This window comes from Bernardetia sp. ABR2-2B (assembly GCF_037126435.1).
GTDB lineage: Bacteria > Bacteroidota > Bacteroidia > Cytophagales > Bernardetiaceae > Bernardetia.
On sequence record NZ_CP147020.1, the window covers coordinates 3,485,179 to 3,503,733 of the forward strand.

The 18,555-nt window shown below is 33.0% G+C and carries 16 protein-coding genes; 7 read left to right on the forward strand and 9 right to left on the reverse strand.

The genetic code is table 11. The annotated features are described in order from the left end of the window. The first annotated feature begins 153 nt into the window (after window positions 1-153). The 3 genes from WAF17_RS14750 (at window position 154) to WAF17_RS14760 (ending at window position 2,949) form a co-directional block, all read left to right on the forward strand. Window positions 154-1,209 (forward strand): lysylphosphatidylglycerol synthase transmembrane domain-containing protein, encoded by a 1,056-nt coding sequence (locus tag WAF17_RS14750; RefSeq protein ID WP_338761058.1) that lies wholly within the window; start codon window positions 154-156, stop codon window positions 1,207-1,209. An 81-nt stretch (window positions 1,210-1,290) separates the two neighbouring features. After that, window positions 1,291-1,758, forward strand: a complete 468-nt coding sequence (locus WAF17_RS14755) for a hypothetical protein (RefSeq protein WP_338761060.1) — start codon at window positions 1,291-1,293, stop codon at window positions 1,756-1,758. 81 nt (window positions 1,759-1,839) lie between these two features. Continuing rightward, window positions 1,840-2,949 carry a cytochrome c peroxidase gene (locus WAF17_RS14760; protein WP_338761062.1) on the forward strand — a complete coding sequence of 370 codons (1,110 nt, stop codon included), beginning with the start codon at window positions 1,840-1,842 and terminating at the stop codon, window positions 2,947-2,949. Between the two features lie 57 nt (window positions 2,950-3,006). Here the strand turns inward: WAF17_RS14760 and WAF17_RS14765 are convergent, their stop codons facing one another. The 3 genes from WAF17_RS14765 to WAF17_RS14775 form a co-directional block, all read right to left on the reverse strand. Further along, on the reverse strand, window positions 3,007-3,291 hold the full coding sequence (locus WAF17_RS14765) for a TIGR03643 family protein (RefSeq protein ID WP_338761064.1): 285 nt from the start codon (window positions 3,289-3,291) through the stop codon (window positions 3,007-3,009). A gap of 104 nt (window positions 3,292-3,395) precedes the next feature. Next, window positions 3,396-3,818: a hypothetical protein gene (locus WAF17_RS14770; protein ID WP_338761066.1), complete on the reverse strand. Its 423-nt coding sequence runs from the start codon at window positions 3,816-3,818 to the stop codon at window positions 3,396-3,398. A gap of 107 nt (window positions 3,819-3,925) precedes the next feature. Next, entirely contained in the window at window positions 3,926-4,657 is a 732-nt protein-coding gene (locus WAF17_RS14775; protein WP_338761068.1) for a hypothetical protein, read from the reverse strand. Window positions 4,658-4,864: 207 nt separating this feature from the next. On the opposite strand from WAF17_RS14775, the gene WAF17_RS14780 reads away from it, so the two are divergent. Next, the gene (locus tag WAF17_RS14780; RefSeq protein ID WP_338761071.1) at window positions 4,865-6,148 is read left to right on the forward strand and encodes a metal ABC transporter permease; all 1,284 of its coding nucleotides are present in this window, start codon (window positions 4,865-4,867) and stop codon (window positions 6,146-6,148) included. A gap of 103 nt (window positions 6,149-6,251) precedes the next feature. On the opposite strand, the gene WAF17_RS14785 is transcribed toward WAF17_RS14780, so the two are convergent. Beyond that, a complete protein-coding gene (locus WAF17_RS14785; protein ID WP_338761075.1) occupies window positions 6,252-8,897 on the reverse strand; it encodes a 7TM diverse intracellular signaling domain-containing protein in 2,646 nt (881 codons plus the stop codon). Between the two features lie 498 nt (window positions 8,898-9,395). Here WAF17_RS14785 and WAF17_RS14790 point away from each other — a divergent pair, with 498 nt between their 5' ends. After that, entirely contained in the window at window positions 9,396-10,457 is a 1,062-nt protein-coding gene (locus WAF17_RS14790) for a hypothetical protein (protein WP_338761078.1), read from the forward strand. A 125-nt stretch (window positions 10,458-10,582) separates the two neighbouring features. Here WAF17_RS14790 and WAF17_RS14795 read toward each other — a convergent pair whose 3' ends face one another. Together WAF17_RS14795 and WAF17_RS14800 are read right to left on the reverse strand one after the other, a co-directional pair. Beyond that, window positions 10,583-10,888: a GNAT family N-acetyltransferase gene (locus tag WAF17_RS14795; RefSeq protein WP_338761082.1), complete on the reverse strand. Its 306-nt coding sequence runs from the start codon at window positions 10,886-10,888 to the stop codon at window positions 10,583-10,585. A gap of 95 nt (window positions 10,889-10,983) precedes the next feature. Continuing rightward, on the reverse strand, window positions 10,984-12,345 hold the full coding sequence (locus tag WAF17_RS14800; protein ID WP_338761084.1) for a tetratricopeptide repeat protein: 1,362 nt from the start codon (window positions 12,343-12,345) through the stop codon (window positions 10,984-10,986). Between the two features lie 551 nt (window positions 12,346-12,896). Between WAF17_RS14800 and WAF17_RS14805 the strand changes: the two genes are divergently transcribed. Together WAF17_RS14805 and WAF17_RS14810 are read left to right on the forward strand one after the other, a co-directional pair. After that, window positions 12,897-13,334 carry an organic hydroperoxide resistance protein gene (locus tag WAF17_RS14805; protein ID WP_338761088.1) on the forward strand — a complete coding sequence of 146 codons (438 nt, stop codon included), beginning with the start codon at window positions 12,897-12,899 and terminating at the stop codon, window positions 13,332-13,334. 113 nt (window positions 13,335-13,447) lie between these two features. After that, complete coding sequence (locus WAF17_RS14810) at window positions 13,448-14,254, forward strand: class I SAM-dependent methyltransferase (RefSeq protein WP_338761091.1); 807 nt, start codon at window positions 13,448-13,450, stop codon at window positions 14,252-14,254. 109 nt (window positions 14,255-14,363) lie between these two features. Here WAF17_RS14810 and WAF17_RS14815 read toward each other — a convergent pair whose 3' ends face one another. From WAF17_RS14815 to gldL, 3 genes are all read right to left on the reverse strand, one after another. Beyond that, window positions 14,364-15,653, reverse strand: a complete 1,290-nt coding sequence (locus WAF17_RS14815) for an amidohydrolase (RefSeq protein WP_338761093.1) — start codon at window positions 15,651-15,653, stop codon at window positions 14,364-14,366. 232 nt (window positions 15,654-15,885) lie between these two features. Further along, on the reverse strand, window positions 15,886-17,493 hold the full coding sequence (gldM, locus tag WAF17_RS14820; RefSeq protein ID WP_338761097.1) for a gliding motility protein GldM: 1,608 nt from the start codon (window positions 17,491-17,493) through the stop codon (window positions 15,886-15,888). 89 nt (window positions 17,494-17,582) lie between these two features. Further along, the gene (gene gldL, locus WAF17_RS14825) at window positions 17,583-18,395 is read right to left on the reverse strand and encodes a gliding motility protein GldL (protein WP_338761100.1); all 813 of its coding nucleotides are present in this window, start codon (window positions 18,393-18,395) and stop codon (window positions 17,583-17,585) included. Window positions 18,396-18,555 lie beyond the last annotated feature (160 nt).

The window sequence follows — 18,555 nt, forward strand, 5'->3', positions numbered from 1 at the left end:
CACAAAAACAAAGTATCAGAAATTTAGAAAAGAAATTATTCATTTATATATCATCATTCAACTAGAAACAATTCAAAAATACAACTTATTCTTGATGTTGTTAAATAAAATACTCACTAAAACTAGCTTATTTTGCTCAATAATTAAGAAGCAATGAAAGCGCATAATTTTATTTTTATGAACTCTACTCTCAAAAAAGCACTCCAATTTAGCATTTCGCTGCTCATAGGAATTATATTTTTTTATTTTTTGTATCGTAATGTTGATACAGCCAAAATGCTTGAAGATTTGTCAAAGGCAGATTACAGAATTATACTCTTATCGATGGCATTAGGTTGTCTGTCGCATTGGAGTAGAGGTGTTCGTTGGACAATTGCACTACGTCCTTTAGGCTATAAAGTACAAAAAAGAAAAGCTTTTGTTTCGGTTATGGTAGGTTATCTTATGAATATTGCTTTTCCTCGTGCTGGAGAAGTAGCTCGTTGTGCTTTTTTGAAAAGAACTGATAATGTGCCTGTCGAAACTTCCTTTGGGTCTGTAATCGGAGAACGTGCTTTAGATTTTGTTCTTTTAGTATCAATTACAACTTTTACTTTTTTGGTAGAGTGGGATATAATAAAAGGGTTTTTAGATAAATATGCAGATTTTGGAATCTATGAACAAAAATTTTATGATAACATTTGGTTACTTTGGATTTTGATTGTCTTAGGCGTTTTGACTTTAGGGCTTATTTATTTATACAGAAAACAAATACGTGAAAATGCTTTTGTGATTAAAATTCAAGCATTTTTGGGAGGACTTTGGAAGGGGATTTTGTCAATAACAAAACTCAACAGAAAACAACAAGTCTTTTATATTTTACATACTGTGATTATTTGGGCATGTTATCATTTGATGATTTATGTCCTTTTCTTTTCTATTGATGCTACTTCTGACCTTACTGTTATGGCAGGTTTTACGGCTATGGTTATGGCAGGTGTGGGAATGGTTATTCCTATTCCAGGAGGAATTGGTTCTTTTCACTTTTTTGTTCAACAAACACTTATTGCGTATGGAATCAATGAAACAACAGCTTTAGATTTTGCTTTTTTAGGGCATACAGGACAAACAGTAATGGTTATTATTGTGGGTGGAATCAGTGCAGCAATTGGTTTATATCTTTGGGGAGGAAAATCAGTTGTCAGTAAACAGTCATCAGTTACAAGTTAATTTCATTTGAAACTCTCATTCTTCATTCCCAATTCCCATATTCTAGTTCCTATTTTCCAATTCCTAACTCCTAAAATTCAAATGAAAAAAATATTTATTCTACTTTTTTTATTATTGACTTTCTCTTCTTGTGAGAGATTTTATACTCATCAATTCAAATTACAAAACAATACAGATGATACATTACTCATCAAATACATAGAAAAAAAGAGTAGTTTTAAAAGTCAGTTTCCTGATACGATTCGTAGCTTTCATTTAGTTCCTGTTGAGAAGTTAGTTTTGAGAGAACCAAGAAATATCTATACTGTTACAGGAGAAAAATCGGCTACTGCGCCTGATATTTATACAGATAAAATTGATGTTTTTGATTCACTAAAAATTGCCAAAGTTAAAACTATTTTTCCAGATACAACAGGAATAGGAAAGTTTGATACTTCTGCTTTCATTCAAAAAGATTTTTTAAACAGAAGTTTTTGGGAGTATTTTATTGATGAAAATCAAGATGCAGGGGTTTATTTATTCGAAATTGAAGATTCAGATTTGGAGTAAAACATTATATAAATTTAGCAGAATATTAAAAACAAGAGTGAATAAAGGAACGTTTCAGTAAGAAACTAGCTAGAAATTACAATGAAAAAAATATTGAATTTGCTCTTGGTTTTTTCTATTTTCTCGTGTACAGAAAAAGAAACACCAAAACCCCAAGAAGAATTAACTGGAAATTACCCTACTTCCGAATTACTCTATTTTGGAGATGCAAACCTGCCAACAGATAATATAACAACTTATGAAGGAGTAGAGTTAGGTAGAAAATTATTCTATGACAAACGTCTTTCTTCTGATGGGACGGTTTCTTGTGCTACCTGCCATAAACAAGAATTAGCTTTTACAGATGGAAAAGCAAAAAGTATTGGTGTAAATAATGAAGAAATGCCAGTTAGTGCCATGTCGCTAGTAAATCTGACGTGGAATAGCCGTTTGACGTGGAACGGAAAAAGTCAAACACTGGAAGAACAAGCTATTTTGCCAATGGAAAATCATCAAGAAATGAATCAAGATGCAGAAATTACGGCTCAAATTCTTTCAGAAACAACTGAATATCCTGTGCTTTTTGAAAAAGTCTTTGGAAGCAAAGAAATCACACCTAGTAAAATCACAAAAGCTTTAGCACAGTTTCAGAGAACACTTATCAGCAATAATTCGAACTACGATAAATATTTGAGAGGCGAATACCAACCTACCGAATCCGAACTCAGAGGAATTCAATTATTTTTTACGCATCCAGATGCAGAACGAGGAATCCGTGGAGGTAATTGTGGTGATTGTCATTTGGGTTCGCTCACTTCTGGAAGCACATTAGGTTTTGAAGGCTTACACAATAACGGATTGGATGATGACCAAAATTTGAAAGATGGTTTATTTGCTGTTACTCAAAACCGTTTTGATAAAGGAAAATTTAGAACGCCTTCTCTCCGAAATATTGCCCTAACTGCTCCTTATATGCACGATGGAAGATTACAGACTTTAGAAGAAGTAATAGAACACTACGATAATGGAATCAAAAAAAGCCAAACTCTTTCCTCCTTGATTACGGCAGCCAGTAATGATTTTATTAGTGACCCAAATGGAGAAATTCGTTTAGCTCTGACTGAACAAGAAAAAAAGGATATTATTGCTTTCTTAGAAATGCTAACTGATGAAGAATTTATCACAAATCCTAAATTTAGTGAGCCTAAGTAATTTTTTGTAAAACCCCTCAACGACGACTTTATGCCTCGTTGACGGTTGGAAATTCACTTACCTTTTACTAATTTTATTGAGTGAAACAGCCTTCTGTCTGCTACATCTGAAACGCTTCAAATCATCAGCTGCTTTCTTGGAGTGTTTTGTGCTTCTTCCCTGTACTCGCTTTCGCCACATTCTGAAAGATGAAGGTTTCATTTCTCTACGCATGAGCGTAATTGTTTCTTTTTCTGTTAAATTAAACTGTGATAGAATTGCATCAAAAGGCGTTCTGTCTTCCCACGCCATTTCTATTACTCGGTTTTTATCTCGTTCTGAAAGTTGTTTTAGTTTTTTCATAATTTTTATTTTGTTGAAAGTAACTTAAACAATAAATCTTTTGATACAAAAAAAGTTTGCATAATTTTTATACAAACTTCTCAAAATCAAAATTTTGATGGGAGTTACTTCATTTTTTCATTTGCTGGACGGTTTGAATAAAGAGCCGTAATTTCATTGCGTTGTTTACACAAAATAGCCTTTTTATCAATGGCAGCAATAGGAAATTTTATCATTTTATAATCATTTGCCAAAATAGTAAGCCAGTCTTCCATTGCATATTCTTTGTCTTTGATTTTCTCATCATAATCTTTGTGATGTTCGTCAAAAAGAGCTTTTGGTTCTAGGTTGAGCCAATTCAAAAGAGTTTTCCACATAGTTGTAGTAAGGTCTTGGAGTTCCATTTCACGCACAAATTTGGCTATTCCGTTTGCTTCCGTACGTCTTTCTTCCCAATTTTTTTGGTCTTTGTCATACATAAAAACCAATTCTTGAGGTTTGATTGAAATACTTTCCATATTTTCGTCTTTAGTTGTGTTATGTTCCATAATAGATTAAACAGTTTAAAAAGTGTAGTTTAAAAGTTTATTAACCTCATGAAACAAAAAAAGTTATTGAGCAAAATCAAAACTATACATTTATTTTCTAATTTCATCTATTCTCTTACTTCTTCGTCTATTTGATTCAGAATTTCTTTTGGTTTGAGATACGTACTTTTTTTGAATGATTTATAAGACTCAGAAGCATCAGATAAAAATATGGCATAATAAGACCAATCATACATTTGCCACTTCAAACCCCTAGCAACTGTCATGCTGTCAATTTCTTTTTCATAATTGGCTTTTCTTTTCTTGCTCGTATAAGCCCAAAGACGCTCCAAAACTCCTCCAAAAGTACGATTTTGATAATCTACAAAATGACTAAACTCGTGTGCAAAAATTCCTATTCTTGCATTAAAAGGAACTTCATCAATTGTTATCATGCCTTCTTTTTGGCTGTTATTTATACGAACTACATAATTTCTTTTTGATTTATTTTTAAAACATAAAGAACTAATTGTAGGACGAGCATTGAGCGTTGTTTTGATAGTACATTCTTTAAAATCAATGGGCGTTTGGATAAGTTCGGGGTAATAAGAAAGTGCAATAAGAATAGCAGAACGATATTTGGTAGGAATTTTTTTATTTTTTCCATAAATCAAATCCAAACTATCTATGGTTTTGCCTTGTTGTAGGCTGTCAATGCAATGTAAATTGAAAAAAGAAATAGCAGAACTAGGAGAGTGAGGATGTTTTGAAACGCAGTCTTTCTTTTGAGCAAAGGAAGAGTTAATCAAGCAATAAAGTATAAATTGAACGATAAATAATGAGATAGCTTTAAAGGGCATAGTAAATAATTAGAAATAAGATAAGTAAGTATTACAATTACTAAAGCGCAAAATTCAAGCTAGAAATTAAATTATAATTTGGTAAAAAATATTTTATTTAAAATAATATTTGTTTTTAATGTCAAATCTAACTTTAAAGTTAGATTTTTCTAACTTTGTTTTAATTATCAAAAACTACTGCTTTATTTTTAAGCAACACAGATTTATATGAATGAGATAATTGATTTTTTTTTATTGACTGAACCAAATACTCGTTACGTAGTTTTGGGATCGATTCTGTTAGGTACAAGTTCGGCTATCGTGGGCTGTTTTACATTTTTGCAAAAACGAGCCTTAGTAGGCGATGCTGTTGCTCATTCCATCTTACCAGGGGTTTGTGGTGCTTTTTTGATGGCAGGAACAAAGAATCCATTTTTTTTGATTATAGGAGCTTTTGTTTCAGGTTGGCTTTCCATTATTTGTATGAATCTGATTACAAAGTATAGCAAACTCAAAGAAGATACAGCCGTTGCGCTTATTTTATCTGTTTTTTTTGGTTTTGGTGTGATGCTTCTTACGTATATCCAACAATCTGGAAATGCTTCACAGTCTGGTTTAGAGAGTTTTTTGTTTGGAAAAGCTGCTGCACTTGTGGGAAGTGATGTTTGGATTTTTGGTGGTTTGGCTGCTTTGATGTTACTTTTAGTTGGACTTTTTTACAAGGAGTTTATTATTGTTGTTTTTCATAAAAGCTTTGCTCAAACCATCGGACTTCCCATTGTTGCCATTGAAATTCTGCTTACTACACTTACCGTTTTGGCTGTCGTGGTAGGTATTCAGTCGGTGGGAGTGGTTCTGATGGCTGCAATGCTCGTTACTCCTGCTGCTGCTGCTCGTTTTTGGACAGATAAACTACACAAAATGCTTTTTATTGCTGCTGGTTTTGGTGCTTTGGCAGCTATTGGAGGAGCTTTTGTTTCTTATATTCAAACGCAAATGCCAACAGGTCCTTGGATTGTTTTGGTCGCTTCTGCTATTGCAATGCTTTCATTTTTCTTTGCACCAAAAAAAGGAATTGTAGCAAGGAAGCGAAGACAATATTTATATAAGAAACAGATTTTGGAAGAAAATATTCTGAAAGCTATTTATCATATTGCAGAAAAAGATGCTACCAAATCTATTTCTTCATTGGAGGATATTGGACTTCAAAGACAGTTTAAGCCTGTTTTACTCAAAAAGTCATTAAAAAAGCTAACACGAAAACAGTTTATTCAAAAAACTCAAAATGGATGGGGACTTACTGAAAAAGGAAATCAAAAAGCAAAACGACTAGTAAAGCTACATCGTCTTTGGGAGTTGTATTTAACCGAGTTTGTACGTCTTGCACCTGACCACGTACACGAAGCTGCAGAAGCTTTAGAGCATATTCTGACACCAGAAATAGAAGCGCAGTTAGAAGTTAGATTAAAATATCCACAAAAAGACCCTCACGATAGAGAAATTCCTTATTGATATAAAAGGAAATGGATTACGAACTTGTTTTGTATGTGTATTTGTTGGTGTCGCTTCGCTAAAACACCAACAAAGGATAGGTTTATGTTATTGATACAAAGGTTTATAGCTTCACACTCATAACCAAAATATCATCGGTTTGTCTTCTCTTTTTCTTCCATCTAATAAGTTCTTTACTAAAGGCTGAATACTGTTCGGCAGAAGAAAGAATACTGATTTTTTCTAAAAATTGTCTAAAGAAACGAGTGTAATACTTGCGTTCTGTTTTATCATCCATTGTCTTATCTGCTCCAAATTGGTCTTGAAAGCCATCAGAAGCTAAAAATAGATTATCTCCTTTTTCGTATTTGAATATATTTATTTTGTATTCTTTTTCTTTTTTCTTAGAAATAAATGAGCCACCGATAGCAAAAGAACTTCCTTTGATGGTTTCAATTTTTCTATTTCGGACAATATACAAAGGCATTTTTGCTCCTGCATAATAAATTATTTGTTCTTCTTCATCAATAGCACAAATTCCAATATCCATTCCATCATTTCGACGGCTTTTTGGAGTGTGCATTTCTTCTAAATGGAAAGTATGACGAACACGCTCATCTAGTTTTGTCAGAATTTCATCAGGTTGCCACGTTCCTCCTTCTGCAATAATTTGATTCAAAAGATTTACCCCCATAATTGTCATAAGTGCGCCCGGTACTCCGTGTCCTGTACAATCTGAAAGAGCAATCATTTTGAGTTTGTTAGGCATATTTTGATGCAATTCATCATCGAAATCTTCTTTTAGTAGCGTTTCGAACCAATAGAAATCTCCACTTACAATATCTCTAGGGCGATAAAAAACACTAGCTTCATCAAAATTTTCTGTCAATATTTTTGGGCGTGGCAAAAGTCCTTCTTGTATGCGTTGTGCATAACGAATACTTTGCATTGTCTTTGTGTTTGCATTTCGGATTTTAGAATACGAAGACGCATTATCCAAGGCAATGGCAGTATAAGAAGCAAGCGTTTTCATAATCTCAAAATGCTGACTTGTATAGGCATTTTTTTCAAAACTCTGTACCGAAACAACTCCCAAAACTTTCTCTCCAACTAATAAAGGAATAGCAATAACAGATTCTGGAACCTCTCCAATAATAACTTCAATATTAGGTAGATATTTCTGAATTTCTACTTCTGCATCATTTATGAATATACTTTCTTTTTTCCTCACTACATAAGCCGATAAGTTATTTGGATTATTTGAGTCAATTTTTTCTTCTGGAAGCAATACTTCATTTTCTATATTATACACATAAACAATCTGCTCTTTATCAGGGTAATATAAATCTACTCCAAAAAATGGAGAGTCCATAAGCTCATGTACATAACGATAAAGAACTGCAAAAATAGCCTCATAATCCAAAGAAGCCGTTATTTCTTGTCCAATAGAAGATAAAATAGAAACTGTTCTGTACGAATTTTCTAAGGCTTCGGCTTTCTCATTTAGTTCGGAAGTGCGCTCTTCTACTTTTGATTCTAGCTGTTCATTTGCTTCTACTTGTGATTCCATCATCGAACGCTGTGCATCATTTTTCTCGTTTCTAATTTCTCTTATTCGAACTCCTATGGCAAAAGAAAGCAAAATCACTTGAAGCGCAGCTCCTACTTGTACACTATATTCTGTAAAAGCATTTAAAGGAAGGAAAGAACTTGTCTTTAAAGCAAAAATAATATAACCCAAAATATAAACAGAAAAACCACTTATGAAGAACCAAGCAGAAGTATTTCCTCTCAAAATAGCACTTGTTCCTGTTATCAGAAGCACTAAAGCTGTTGCAGCAGCCGAAAGATTAGATAAATAAATGGCATATTGATAAGGCAAGAAAATGGTCAATATGAAGAAGGCTAATTGTACAAAGCCAAAGACACGAAGTGCTTTATCAAATTTTTCTAAGAAAGTACGAGTATTCAAAAACCTTCTACAAAACAAAACAAGCCAAAAATCCAAAAATGTAAGGCACATCGGTAAGGCTTTTTGTTGTAAGAATGGAAAATTACTCCACAAATACTCATACGCATGACCATTCAAGTTTGCGATAACCAAAAGTGAACACGCCATCGCAATTACATAATATAAATAGCTATTTCCCTTACCTAGATTAAAGTATAAGAATAAATTATTGATAAGAATAAAAATAATTATTCCGTAAATAATTCCAAAAATAAACTGAAATTGATGGTTATACTGCTCAAAAGCTAACGGTTTCCAAACACGCATCGGAAACTGCATCAAACTTGCCTTAGAAGCAATCTTGAAGTAAAACACTTGTTTTTCTTGAGGTCTTAATTGAAAAGGAAATAAAAAATAGCGATTTTCGATAGGACGTTCTGAAAACTCAAAAGTATCTCCTGTAATTATTTTCTCATACTTTCCCTCCTCTTTATAAAAGAAAGCAATTGAATCCAAAAGAGGTGCAGCTATTTCTATTAAAAAATTATCTTGTTCTTTATTTTGATTTTCTAATTCTATGCGAACCCAAAAAGCAGATTCACTAAAGCCAAAATTTGGGTTGTAGCCTTCTGAGGGTTTGAAATTAGATACAAAACTTTCTTCTGAAATTTGGGCAAATGTTTTGTTATGATTTGTATCTTCAAAAATACCAACAGTAGTTCCTTCCAATCTCAAATTATTTTCGGCTGGTTTGAGAATAGCTGTTGTGAAGTTTGATTTTGAGTTACTTTGTTGAGCATATGCAGAAAAGCCTCCCAAAATGCTAATTAAAATTAGATTGAGGAAGAAAAATAAAGATAAAACTATTTTCTTTGTATGCGTAGTAATAAGCAATTTGATTAAATAATTACAGATAAAAGAGTATAATAGGCTGTTTATATAGGTTTTATGTATTAGTTATGTAACGAAGCAATTTAATGAAAACTGATTAAAATAACTAAAAATAATCGTTGCCAGAGTTATTTATTCGACAAATTTGCTATTTAATTTAATGAATCAATCGTATTTGAAGTTATGTTTATTGAACTTTTTTGATTTCCAAAACTATTTTTTAGCAATACAAACGATATAGTTGTATATTAGCCTTACTAACTTAGAGATTTAAAATAATAAATTTGATATTATTTGAATTTTACCTATTTTACTTCAATTTTTATCTAGTTTTTCAACTAACTATTTTCAAACCATTTTTCTAGTTTTTATTTTTAGTCTTTAAAATAAGAAAAACGACTTTATCATATCCAAAATCCGAATTTTATGAGCAGATACAACACCCGTGAAGGCAAAACATTTATTGCAGTAGTAGCTATACTTTCATTGGTCTTAGTAGTGGGCGCAATTTGGGCAACAAATGCCTTCAAAAACTCTAATAAAGAAACATTAGAAGCCTTATACAAAGATTTCAATAGATTAGAACAAGCCTATTCGAATGAAATTAGAAATATTGATAACGAACTTATTCCTTATCAAAATGCAGATTCATTGCGTCAAGTATTATTACTGACTAGAAATGATATTAAAGTCGAAAAAGCTCAAATAAATGCAACCATTAAAGAAGAAAGTGATGAGGCTCTTGCAAGAGTTAGTGAGCTGCAACAGAAAAAACTAGATTATTCTGAACGTTTAGGACAAGTTTATTCAGGAAAAGATGAATATGCAATAGGCGAAATTTCAACATTAAAAGAAGAATTGAAGAAAAACCGTGAGCGTATTGAAGCTCTTTTAAAGCAAATTCAATCGTATAAAGGGCAACTTGCAAGTATGACCAAAAAATACAAACTTTCGGCTGCCGAAGTAGCTAAATATAAAGCTGAAAAAGCAAAATTAGATAAAATACTGTCTGAACAACAAACTTCTCTTGCACAACTTGAGCAAATTGGAGAAGACCGTACAAAACTTAGAGAATTACTCACACAAAGTGAAGAACTTATCCAACGCCAAAAAGAAGAAATCGAACGCTTGAAAGGACTTACACGTAAGGCGTATAATTTTACAGCACAATATGACTTTCAGAAAAGACGTGTTATTCTTGACCAAACAGGAAAGCACAAAGGCAAGATTGGAAAAGAAGTTCACTTAGAATTTGAAGTAGGTGAAGGACTTTTTGAAGGAGATGCACAAGAACGTATTGTTTATCTTACACTTTACAGAAATGGAAAGCCATACAAGGTAGTAAAAAGACCAATTCCTGTTTTGGAAAATGGGCGTACACAAGCTCAAATTTTTGTAGATAAAAACTTAGAAGACGGAGATTATTATTTTGACCTTACCTACAAAGAAGAATCTGTAATGGATAAATACAAATTTAGAATTAGATAGTTTTTTATTGATTAATGAATTTCGTTGTGTATTGAGGAAAACCACTTTTATATTATAGTAAAAGTGGTTTTTTGCTACTTCTTTGTGCATTCGTTTTCCTAGAAAACAAATAATAGTAATAATGTTTAATATCTCAATCCTTTTTTAACTAGGCTTTGATACTCTTCATGCTTTTTAATAAACGCTCCTATAAATGGACAAGTAGGATAAACTGTCCAGTTTTCTTCTTTGATATAATCCAAAACTGCTTTTACGAGTTTTGAACCAATTCCTTTTCCCTCTAACTCTTGAGGTACTTCTGTATGTGTCAAGAAAATCTCATCTTGAGCATTAAGAATATAATCAATAAATGCCGTTTTTCCTTCTACATTCCATTCAAAACGTTTTGCATCTCCGTTTTGATAGATAGCTTCTTTATTTATTTGTTTCATTTTGTTAGTTTTTGATTATAGGACATAAAAAAAATCCTTATCTCTAAAAATAGAAATAAGGAATTTTTGTTTTAAAATTTACATTTATCAGATTATTATCTAGCACGAAGAGTAGTAGAAGTGTTTATCCAACATCCTACATTAACTGAATCTCCAAGCTTATACTTAGGATTAGTAAATATATCTTCTTTAGTAGGAAACTGTGCTTTTGCAGAAGCTATCTTTGAGGCATTTCCCCCTTTCACATACATATCATAAGCAGCCAAAAAAGCAAAACGTATTTCTATGCCTCCCTCTCCTTTACATTGTTTATAGCTAGTCATGTACAAATCTCCAATAAAAGTATAAGCATTTGCAGCTACAGTTGCATTACCCATTTCGGCAGCCTTATACGATAAAGAACGAGCTTTTGTATAATTTCCATCTTTATAAGCTAATTTTGATAGTGTCAAGACTGTATTTGCAGCTTTTTCTTTTTCTTCTGCACTTGCACCTACTAATGACTTTTCAATCCAAGTAAGAGCTTGGTCAGTATCTCCATTTTGCATGTGAAGTTGTCCGATAGTATTTGCAATAGCATTTGTAGGAGTAAGTTTGTAGAATGCTTGCATCGCTTCTAAGAACAAAGGCTCTTTCGTACAGCCATTATCGCCCATTAATTTTACAACTCTTTGAACAAGAAGTGTATCATTCGGACTTCCTTTCAATTTCTCGCCAAATAATTCTGCAATACGATTACAGTCTTTAGGAAAATAAATAAGCTCAAGTTCATCAATTTTGTCTAAAACATATGATTGCCATTTGTCTTTTTCTTCTTGAGATTCTTCATTTTTGATACGCTCACCTACATAATTTTTAAGTTCTTTATAAACTTCTGTCATTTTATCTAAAGTGATAAGCTCTTTTTCATATTCTTTACCTGCTGCATCAGCATAATAAATTACCTCTGAACGAGAAAAATGCTCTCTATCTAGCTCATATGTTTTCTTATAGTGTTTGTAAAGCGTATCTATTTTTGCAGGATTATCTTTCCAATAGAAATAAGCATCAAGACCAAAACGATGATAAATATCAGACATATCTTCTACCAAACCATTTTTGATACGCATTTGATACATTTCAGCAATTTTTTCTTGATTTACTTTTACTTCGCTATCACGTCCGTCAGCTTCGGCTTTTTTTGCGAGTCCGTCATATAGTTTGACAGCTTTCACATAAACATCAGCATGTAAATCAGGAGCATTTTCTAAAATCCAATTAAGAGGCTTGATAGCTTCTTCGAATTGCTCGTTGTTTACATTGTCTATCAAAAGAGCGTAATTTTCTTTTGCAATACCCATATCATCACCTTCTGGCCAATTTGGCTCATTTTCTTGTGCAAAAGATGAAGGAGCTAAAAAGGCAAAAAGAGCCAATAGTAGCAAAATAGTTTTGAAATTGAATAATATCTTTTTCATAATAATATATTTTGGATTAGTGATTTAATTAGTTGAAATTTATTGACCAATTAAATTTAGTATGTTTTGAAATAATTTGTGTAAACTATAAAAGTTATACTATCTTATTTCGATAATTTATATAAATAGTTGAAAGGGAATGTTTGTGTATCTGTATTTGAAAAGTTTAATGAAACCATTATTTATTGATTTCGTTTAAGGAGCTTCAAATCTATCAAATGACAAATATCTATTTTTTTAGATTATTAAACAATTTAACACCTAATTTTAGTTTGATTTTTTCAGATTGATGTCCTTTTTTGTGTATTAATCTTTTTTTTTACCCTATTTTTGAATGGAGTTAAGATATTTTACCAAACTTTATTTTTATTGTTACCTATTCTTTATAATTCCAAATGAGTGCCAAAAGTAACAAATAGATGTTAATTTTATAAAATCAAACCACAAACTAGAATTTGATTTTGTTGTATTTTTTATGCAATTTGCATACACAAAAACTTACGAACTACTGTTTTTACAAACTAATCTTATCTTACTATTTAAAAAAAATAATGGAAAAAAATACAAATTTCAACCCCCTCTATACAGCTAAGGTAATGGGAGTAAGTGGTAGAAGTGGACATGTAAAGTCTTCTGATGGAGTAATTGACCTTGACGTACGCTTACCAAAAGGAATGGGAGGCGATGAAACAGGCAAACACACTAACCCAGAGCAACTATTTGCAGCAGGTTATGCAGCTTGTTTTGGTGGTGCATTAGGTGCAGTAGCTGCCAGTAAAAAAATCAAGTTGGCTTCTGCTCCAGAAGTAACTGTACACGCAACTATCGGGAAAGAAGGAGAAGGTTTTAGCTTGGCTGTCGATATTTTTGTGCATATTTCGGATATGGAAATAGCAGAAGTACAGGCTCTTACAGAAGCTGCACACCAAGTTTGTCCATACTCAAAAGCAACAAGAGGAAATATTCCAGTTAATATTCACGTAAACTAATTTAGATTTCTGAGAAACCTTTCTTAGATTGCTGTATTAATTCTTTAAAGCTCCAATAAACTCATTTTATTGGAGTTTTTCTTGTATTTTATTCAAATTTTGGCAAATAAATTATGTTACTTTATGCACTTAATTATCTTTACTTCTACTTAAAGGCTGGTAATCAACATGCTGTTCATTCTCCTTTTGTGTATAAATTATATACACTTGTTGTACAAGATAAAAAGAAATACTATGCTTTTTCAGAATTAGAAAAACTTCGTCAAGAACTTATTTCTGACCATACTGAACTTGAAGTTACAGATTTTGGGGCAGGTTCAAAACATACGATTTCTCAAAAAATAACTACTAATTCTACAAAAAAAAGCATTTCAAAAATTGCTCGTTATTCTGCCACTACTACCAAAAAAGCACAGTTATTATTTAGATTGGTTGAGTATTTTAAGCCAAAAACTATTTTAGAACTCGGAACTTCACTAGGAGTTTCTACACTTTTTATGGCTTTAGCTGCTGATAACCTTGAAACCCAAATTATTACGTTTGAAGGCTGCCCACAAATTGCTAAAAAAGCAAAAGAGAATTTTGAAGAACTAAAACAAAACAATATCGAAATTATAATTGGAAATATTGATAAGACACTTTCAAAAAGCCTTCCTTCTTTTCCTTTATTAGATTTTGTTTTTTTAGATGCAAATCATCGTTACGAACCTACTATTGATTACTTTAATCAAATTTTGGAAAAATGTCATAATGATACCATTATTATTTTAGATGATATTCATTGGTCAGCAGGAATGGAAAAAGCATGGAAGCAGATAATAGAACACGAAAAAGTAACTGTTTCGATAGATTTATTTCAATTAGGATTGATTTTTTTGAGGAAAGAACAACCCAAACAACATTTTAAGTTGAGGTTTTGAGAAATTATATGGAATAGAAATTAAATAAATTATTTTTGAACTATTGACAGCCTTATGCAAGGACTGTCAAAGTTCAAAAATGCAGTAATGTACCTTACCAAGCGATTTTTTATTCTTCTCCAAACAAATCCAAAGCAGACTGCACCATCACTTTTACGCCTGTTTGAATAGAAGGTTCTGGAACTGGCGCATAAAAAGGAGAGTGCAAAGAAGGCAAAGGTTTTCCTGTTTTCTTGCTTTCTTCAATTTTTTCAGGTGCTACCACTCCTAACCAAAACAAACTAATCGGGACATTCTCTACTGTACGTCCAAAACGACTAAAATCTTCTCCTCCCATAACAGGCTCTACTTCTACTACATTTTCATCTCCCAAAATTTTCTTAGCAGAATTGGCTACTTTTTCTGTCAGTTCTGGGTTGTTAATAGTAGCAGGTGTTGGGTTTCCATCAATTTCTATGATAGGCATTTTCTCTACTCCTGCTGCCATTGCATATCCTTTTGCCATTCTTTTTATAGATTCTAAGGTGTGATTTCTGACTTCATCCGTATAAGAACGAAGAGTAAGCTGCAGTTCTGCACGGTCTGAAATAATATTATGTTTTGTTCCTGCATGAAAAGAACCAACAGTTACAACGGCTGCATCAGTAGGTGAAGTTTCTCTGCTTACAATCGTCTGAAAACCAAGTATCATTTGAGAAGCCAAAACAATTGGGTCTTTTGTGGTATGTGGGTATGCACCGTGTCCACCTTCTCCAAAAACCGTAATATTTACCATATCTACATTAGCAAGGGCAGCATTCTTACAATATCCGATAGTTCCGTGAGGCAAATTTGCATTAGTATGTAGAGCAAGAGCATAATCAGGTGTTCCAAATTTCTTATAGAGGTCGGCTTCTACCATCGCTTTAGCACCACTTCCTACTTCTTCAGCTGGTTGTGCTACCAAAATCAAAGTTCCTTTCCACGTATCTTTTAAATTTGCCATTGTCTGTGCAACACCTATCAGAACAGTCATGTGCATATCGTGTCCACAAGCGTGCATAACAGCAACTTCATTTCCATCTAAATCTGTTCGTTTCATTGTACTGGCATAAGGCAACCCTGTTTTTTCTTCAACAGGTAGCGCATCCATGTCAGCACGAATAAGAATTGTTTTTCCTTTTCCATTTGTAGGAAGGTTTTTCATAACAGCTACTACTCCATAATCTCCAAACTTTTCAGTTACTTCATAGCCTAATTTTCTTAGTTCAGAACCCATTTTTTTAGAAGTTTCTTCTTCTTGTTCTGATAGTTCTGGATTTTGATGAAGATAAGTATATAAATCAATTAGTGAAGACGTGCTTTTTTCTAAATCTTTATTTATCAGTTTTTCTATATTTTCTAATGTTGAAGTTTGCATAGTATTGGTATTTGTTTGAGCGAGTACATTCAATGACTTACAAGAAAAGTAAATCAGTAAACTAAGTATGACTAAAGTAGAGCGAATCATGAGAAAGTATTTTAAATAATTGAATGAGAATCAATATAATGTACAATTTAATCAAAAAATAGCAAGAAATAAACAAGCACAAAAAAACAGAACACTTTTGATGTTCTGCTTTTTTTATATAATAATATAACTTTTTGTTTTATTATTGAGTGATAGGGTAAGTAATGATTACTTGTCCTACACTTACGTTTTCAACTTGATTCTTGAAGTTCATACGCTGAACGCCTTTTACTTCAATAACCAAACGATCACCTTCTTTAGCTTTAGAGCCTAAAGATGAAATATTAGCCGTAGGACCATTTGAATTTGCAGAACCAATTACACGTCTTCCTCTTGCAAGAGTAACTGTATAACCTGATACACGATAACGAGCATCTTTAGGCAATTGGTCTTTAAAACTAGCATCTGCAATAGCATCTAAAGTAATAGAACGAGGACACGCACCACCTTGTTTGATATTCAAGCCTCTAGCTTTTACATCAGGCTTAGGAACCATCTTCACTTTGAATTTCTTAGTACCGATAGGATTTCCTCCACTAGAAACACTAAGACTTACACTAGCAGATGTAGGAACGATAATAATACTTCCTTTTCCACCAGAACCATTTTGTACTGAACCACCAGATGCAGAGAAAGAAGGGTTATAATCTACTCCAAGAGCAGGAACTTTAACCTTCAAATCATTACCACACTTCAAGTAAAGTGAATTGATAGTACCAGATTCAATTTCAATTACTGGAGAAACAACTGTATATTCTTGTTTTACTACAAGTGTAGTATCCTCACCAGCAGCATTTCTGATAGTAATAGAACCTGTCCAAGTTTTCTTAGCACCTTCCGTAGTACCACCCGAAGCTGTAAATTCTACTGTACCAACGCCATCACCATCTACACGTACTGCACCAGCACCACTAGCAGACATTTTTGGAGATAAAGTCGTTGAAGTTGCACTAATAAACATCTTAGCTTTGTACTTAGTACCTGCTGCAACCGTATTTGATTCAGCAGAAGCCATAGCAGAAACTTTGTCAAACTTGATTTGGAATTCTCCAATACGACCACGCATAGCATCAACTGATTTAGTTTCTACTTTTACTACATCATTCTCTAATTGAGAAAGTACAGCAAGAGAAGCTACCATTGGCGTATTTTGGAAATTGATATGTTCCCATTCCATTCCATCATACTTAGGTGATTGATAACGAGGCTCTTCAGATTTCTCTTTTGCTAAAGGCATAAGATTAGCTCCTTTAAGGATTGGACCTAGTGTATCATCAATAGCTGCAATTTTAGCTACATAAGCGTTAAGCTCATCTTGTAACTTAAATGCAAATCCATCTTGACTCTCACCAGTTCCAAGCATCAGACGGTTTACGTCATCATACTTATCACCCATTGGGTAAGCTCCTGTTTCAGGGTCTATATCGCCCATTTCAGTAATAATAGTTTTGCGTATTTCTTGAATACGTTCGATCATCTTAGCTGATTCCTCCTTAATGTCATTAGCTTTCTTAAGAACTGCTAAATCTCTTGGATTACTACCAGAATCTTTGATTTGCTCACTCATTGATGTGATGATCTTACTGTTGGTACTTAGACCAACTTCTTTTGCATCTTGAAGACTAGCATCTATAAAATAGAACTTTTCTAGTACTTCGTTTTGAACCTGTAGTGCTAGAAGGGCAGTCAGTACGAGGTACATCATGCCAATCATCCGTTGCCTTGGGGTTTCTTTTCCTCCGCCTCCCATATATTGTTATAGGTTATTGGTTAATAATATATTTAAAATTTTGATGAATGAATGTATTTTCAGTTGTATCTATGATACAAAACTAAAAATTAACCTTTCATTGCAGTAAGCATATTGCCATATACCTTGTTAAGGGTAGTAATGTTAGTCGTCAATTTAGACATTTGCTCTTTGAATACTTGAGATTCTTTACTAGCATCTGCCATACTTTCCATAGCTTGAGTAAGGTTGCTATAGAATTTGTTCATTGCTTTCAAGTGACTATTAGCATCTTTCAATTCCATTTCATATACAGCATTCAAACCAGCAAGGTTTTTAGTGATTGCTTGTACTTGAACGTGATATTCTTTCGCATCTTTCGCTGCATTAGACATTTCGCCCATTGCAGATACAGTAGAAGAATAAGCAGAGTTAAGACTTGTAAGTGACTTAGACGCTTGTTTCAAGTTATTAGAATAGTCATTTGTAGAGTTTACAGCTTCTGTAATGCTTTTCATACGAGTAGCAGTATCATTCAAAGACTGAATACCTTGTCCGAAACGCTTGAATGAGTCAGCAGAAAGATTAGCTTCTGCAAGCATTTTGTCCATACCTGCCATAATCTTAGCATTCTTTCCGTCTTCATCGCCTTTCTTAGCTACAACAGCTTTTACATTTGCATCTACCAAACCTGGATAAACACGTTCCCACTCATAGTGAGGGTCTGCAGGAGCTGCTGGCTCAAAAAGACCAAACAAGAAAATAACTGATTCTGTCAAAAGACCTACGATAAGCATAGGGCCTGCACCCGGCCAGTGCATAATTTTAAATAAAGCACCTAATACTACAACAGCAGCACCGACACTGGTTGCCTTAGGAATTACTGTACGATAAAAACGTTGGAGTCCTGTTTCTTGAGCCATAGTTCAAACGATTGTTAGAGTTGAGAGTTGATTTATTAAAAAGAAGTTAAAATTTCAATAGATTAAAGATACAAAAATAGATTTATATAAAAAAAGGTTTCTTTGATTATAAATTGTATATAATTCTACGTTTGTATATTGGTTAGTCAAATTATTGATA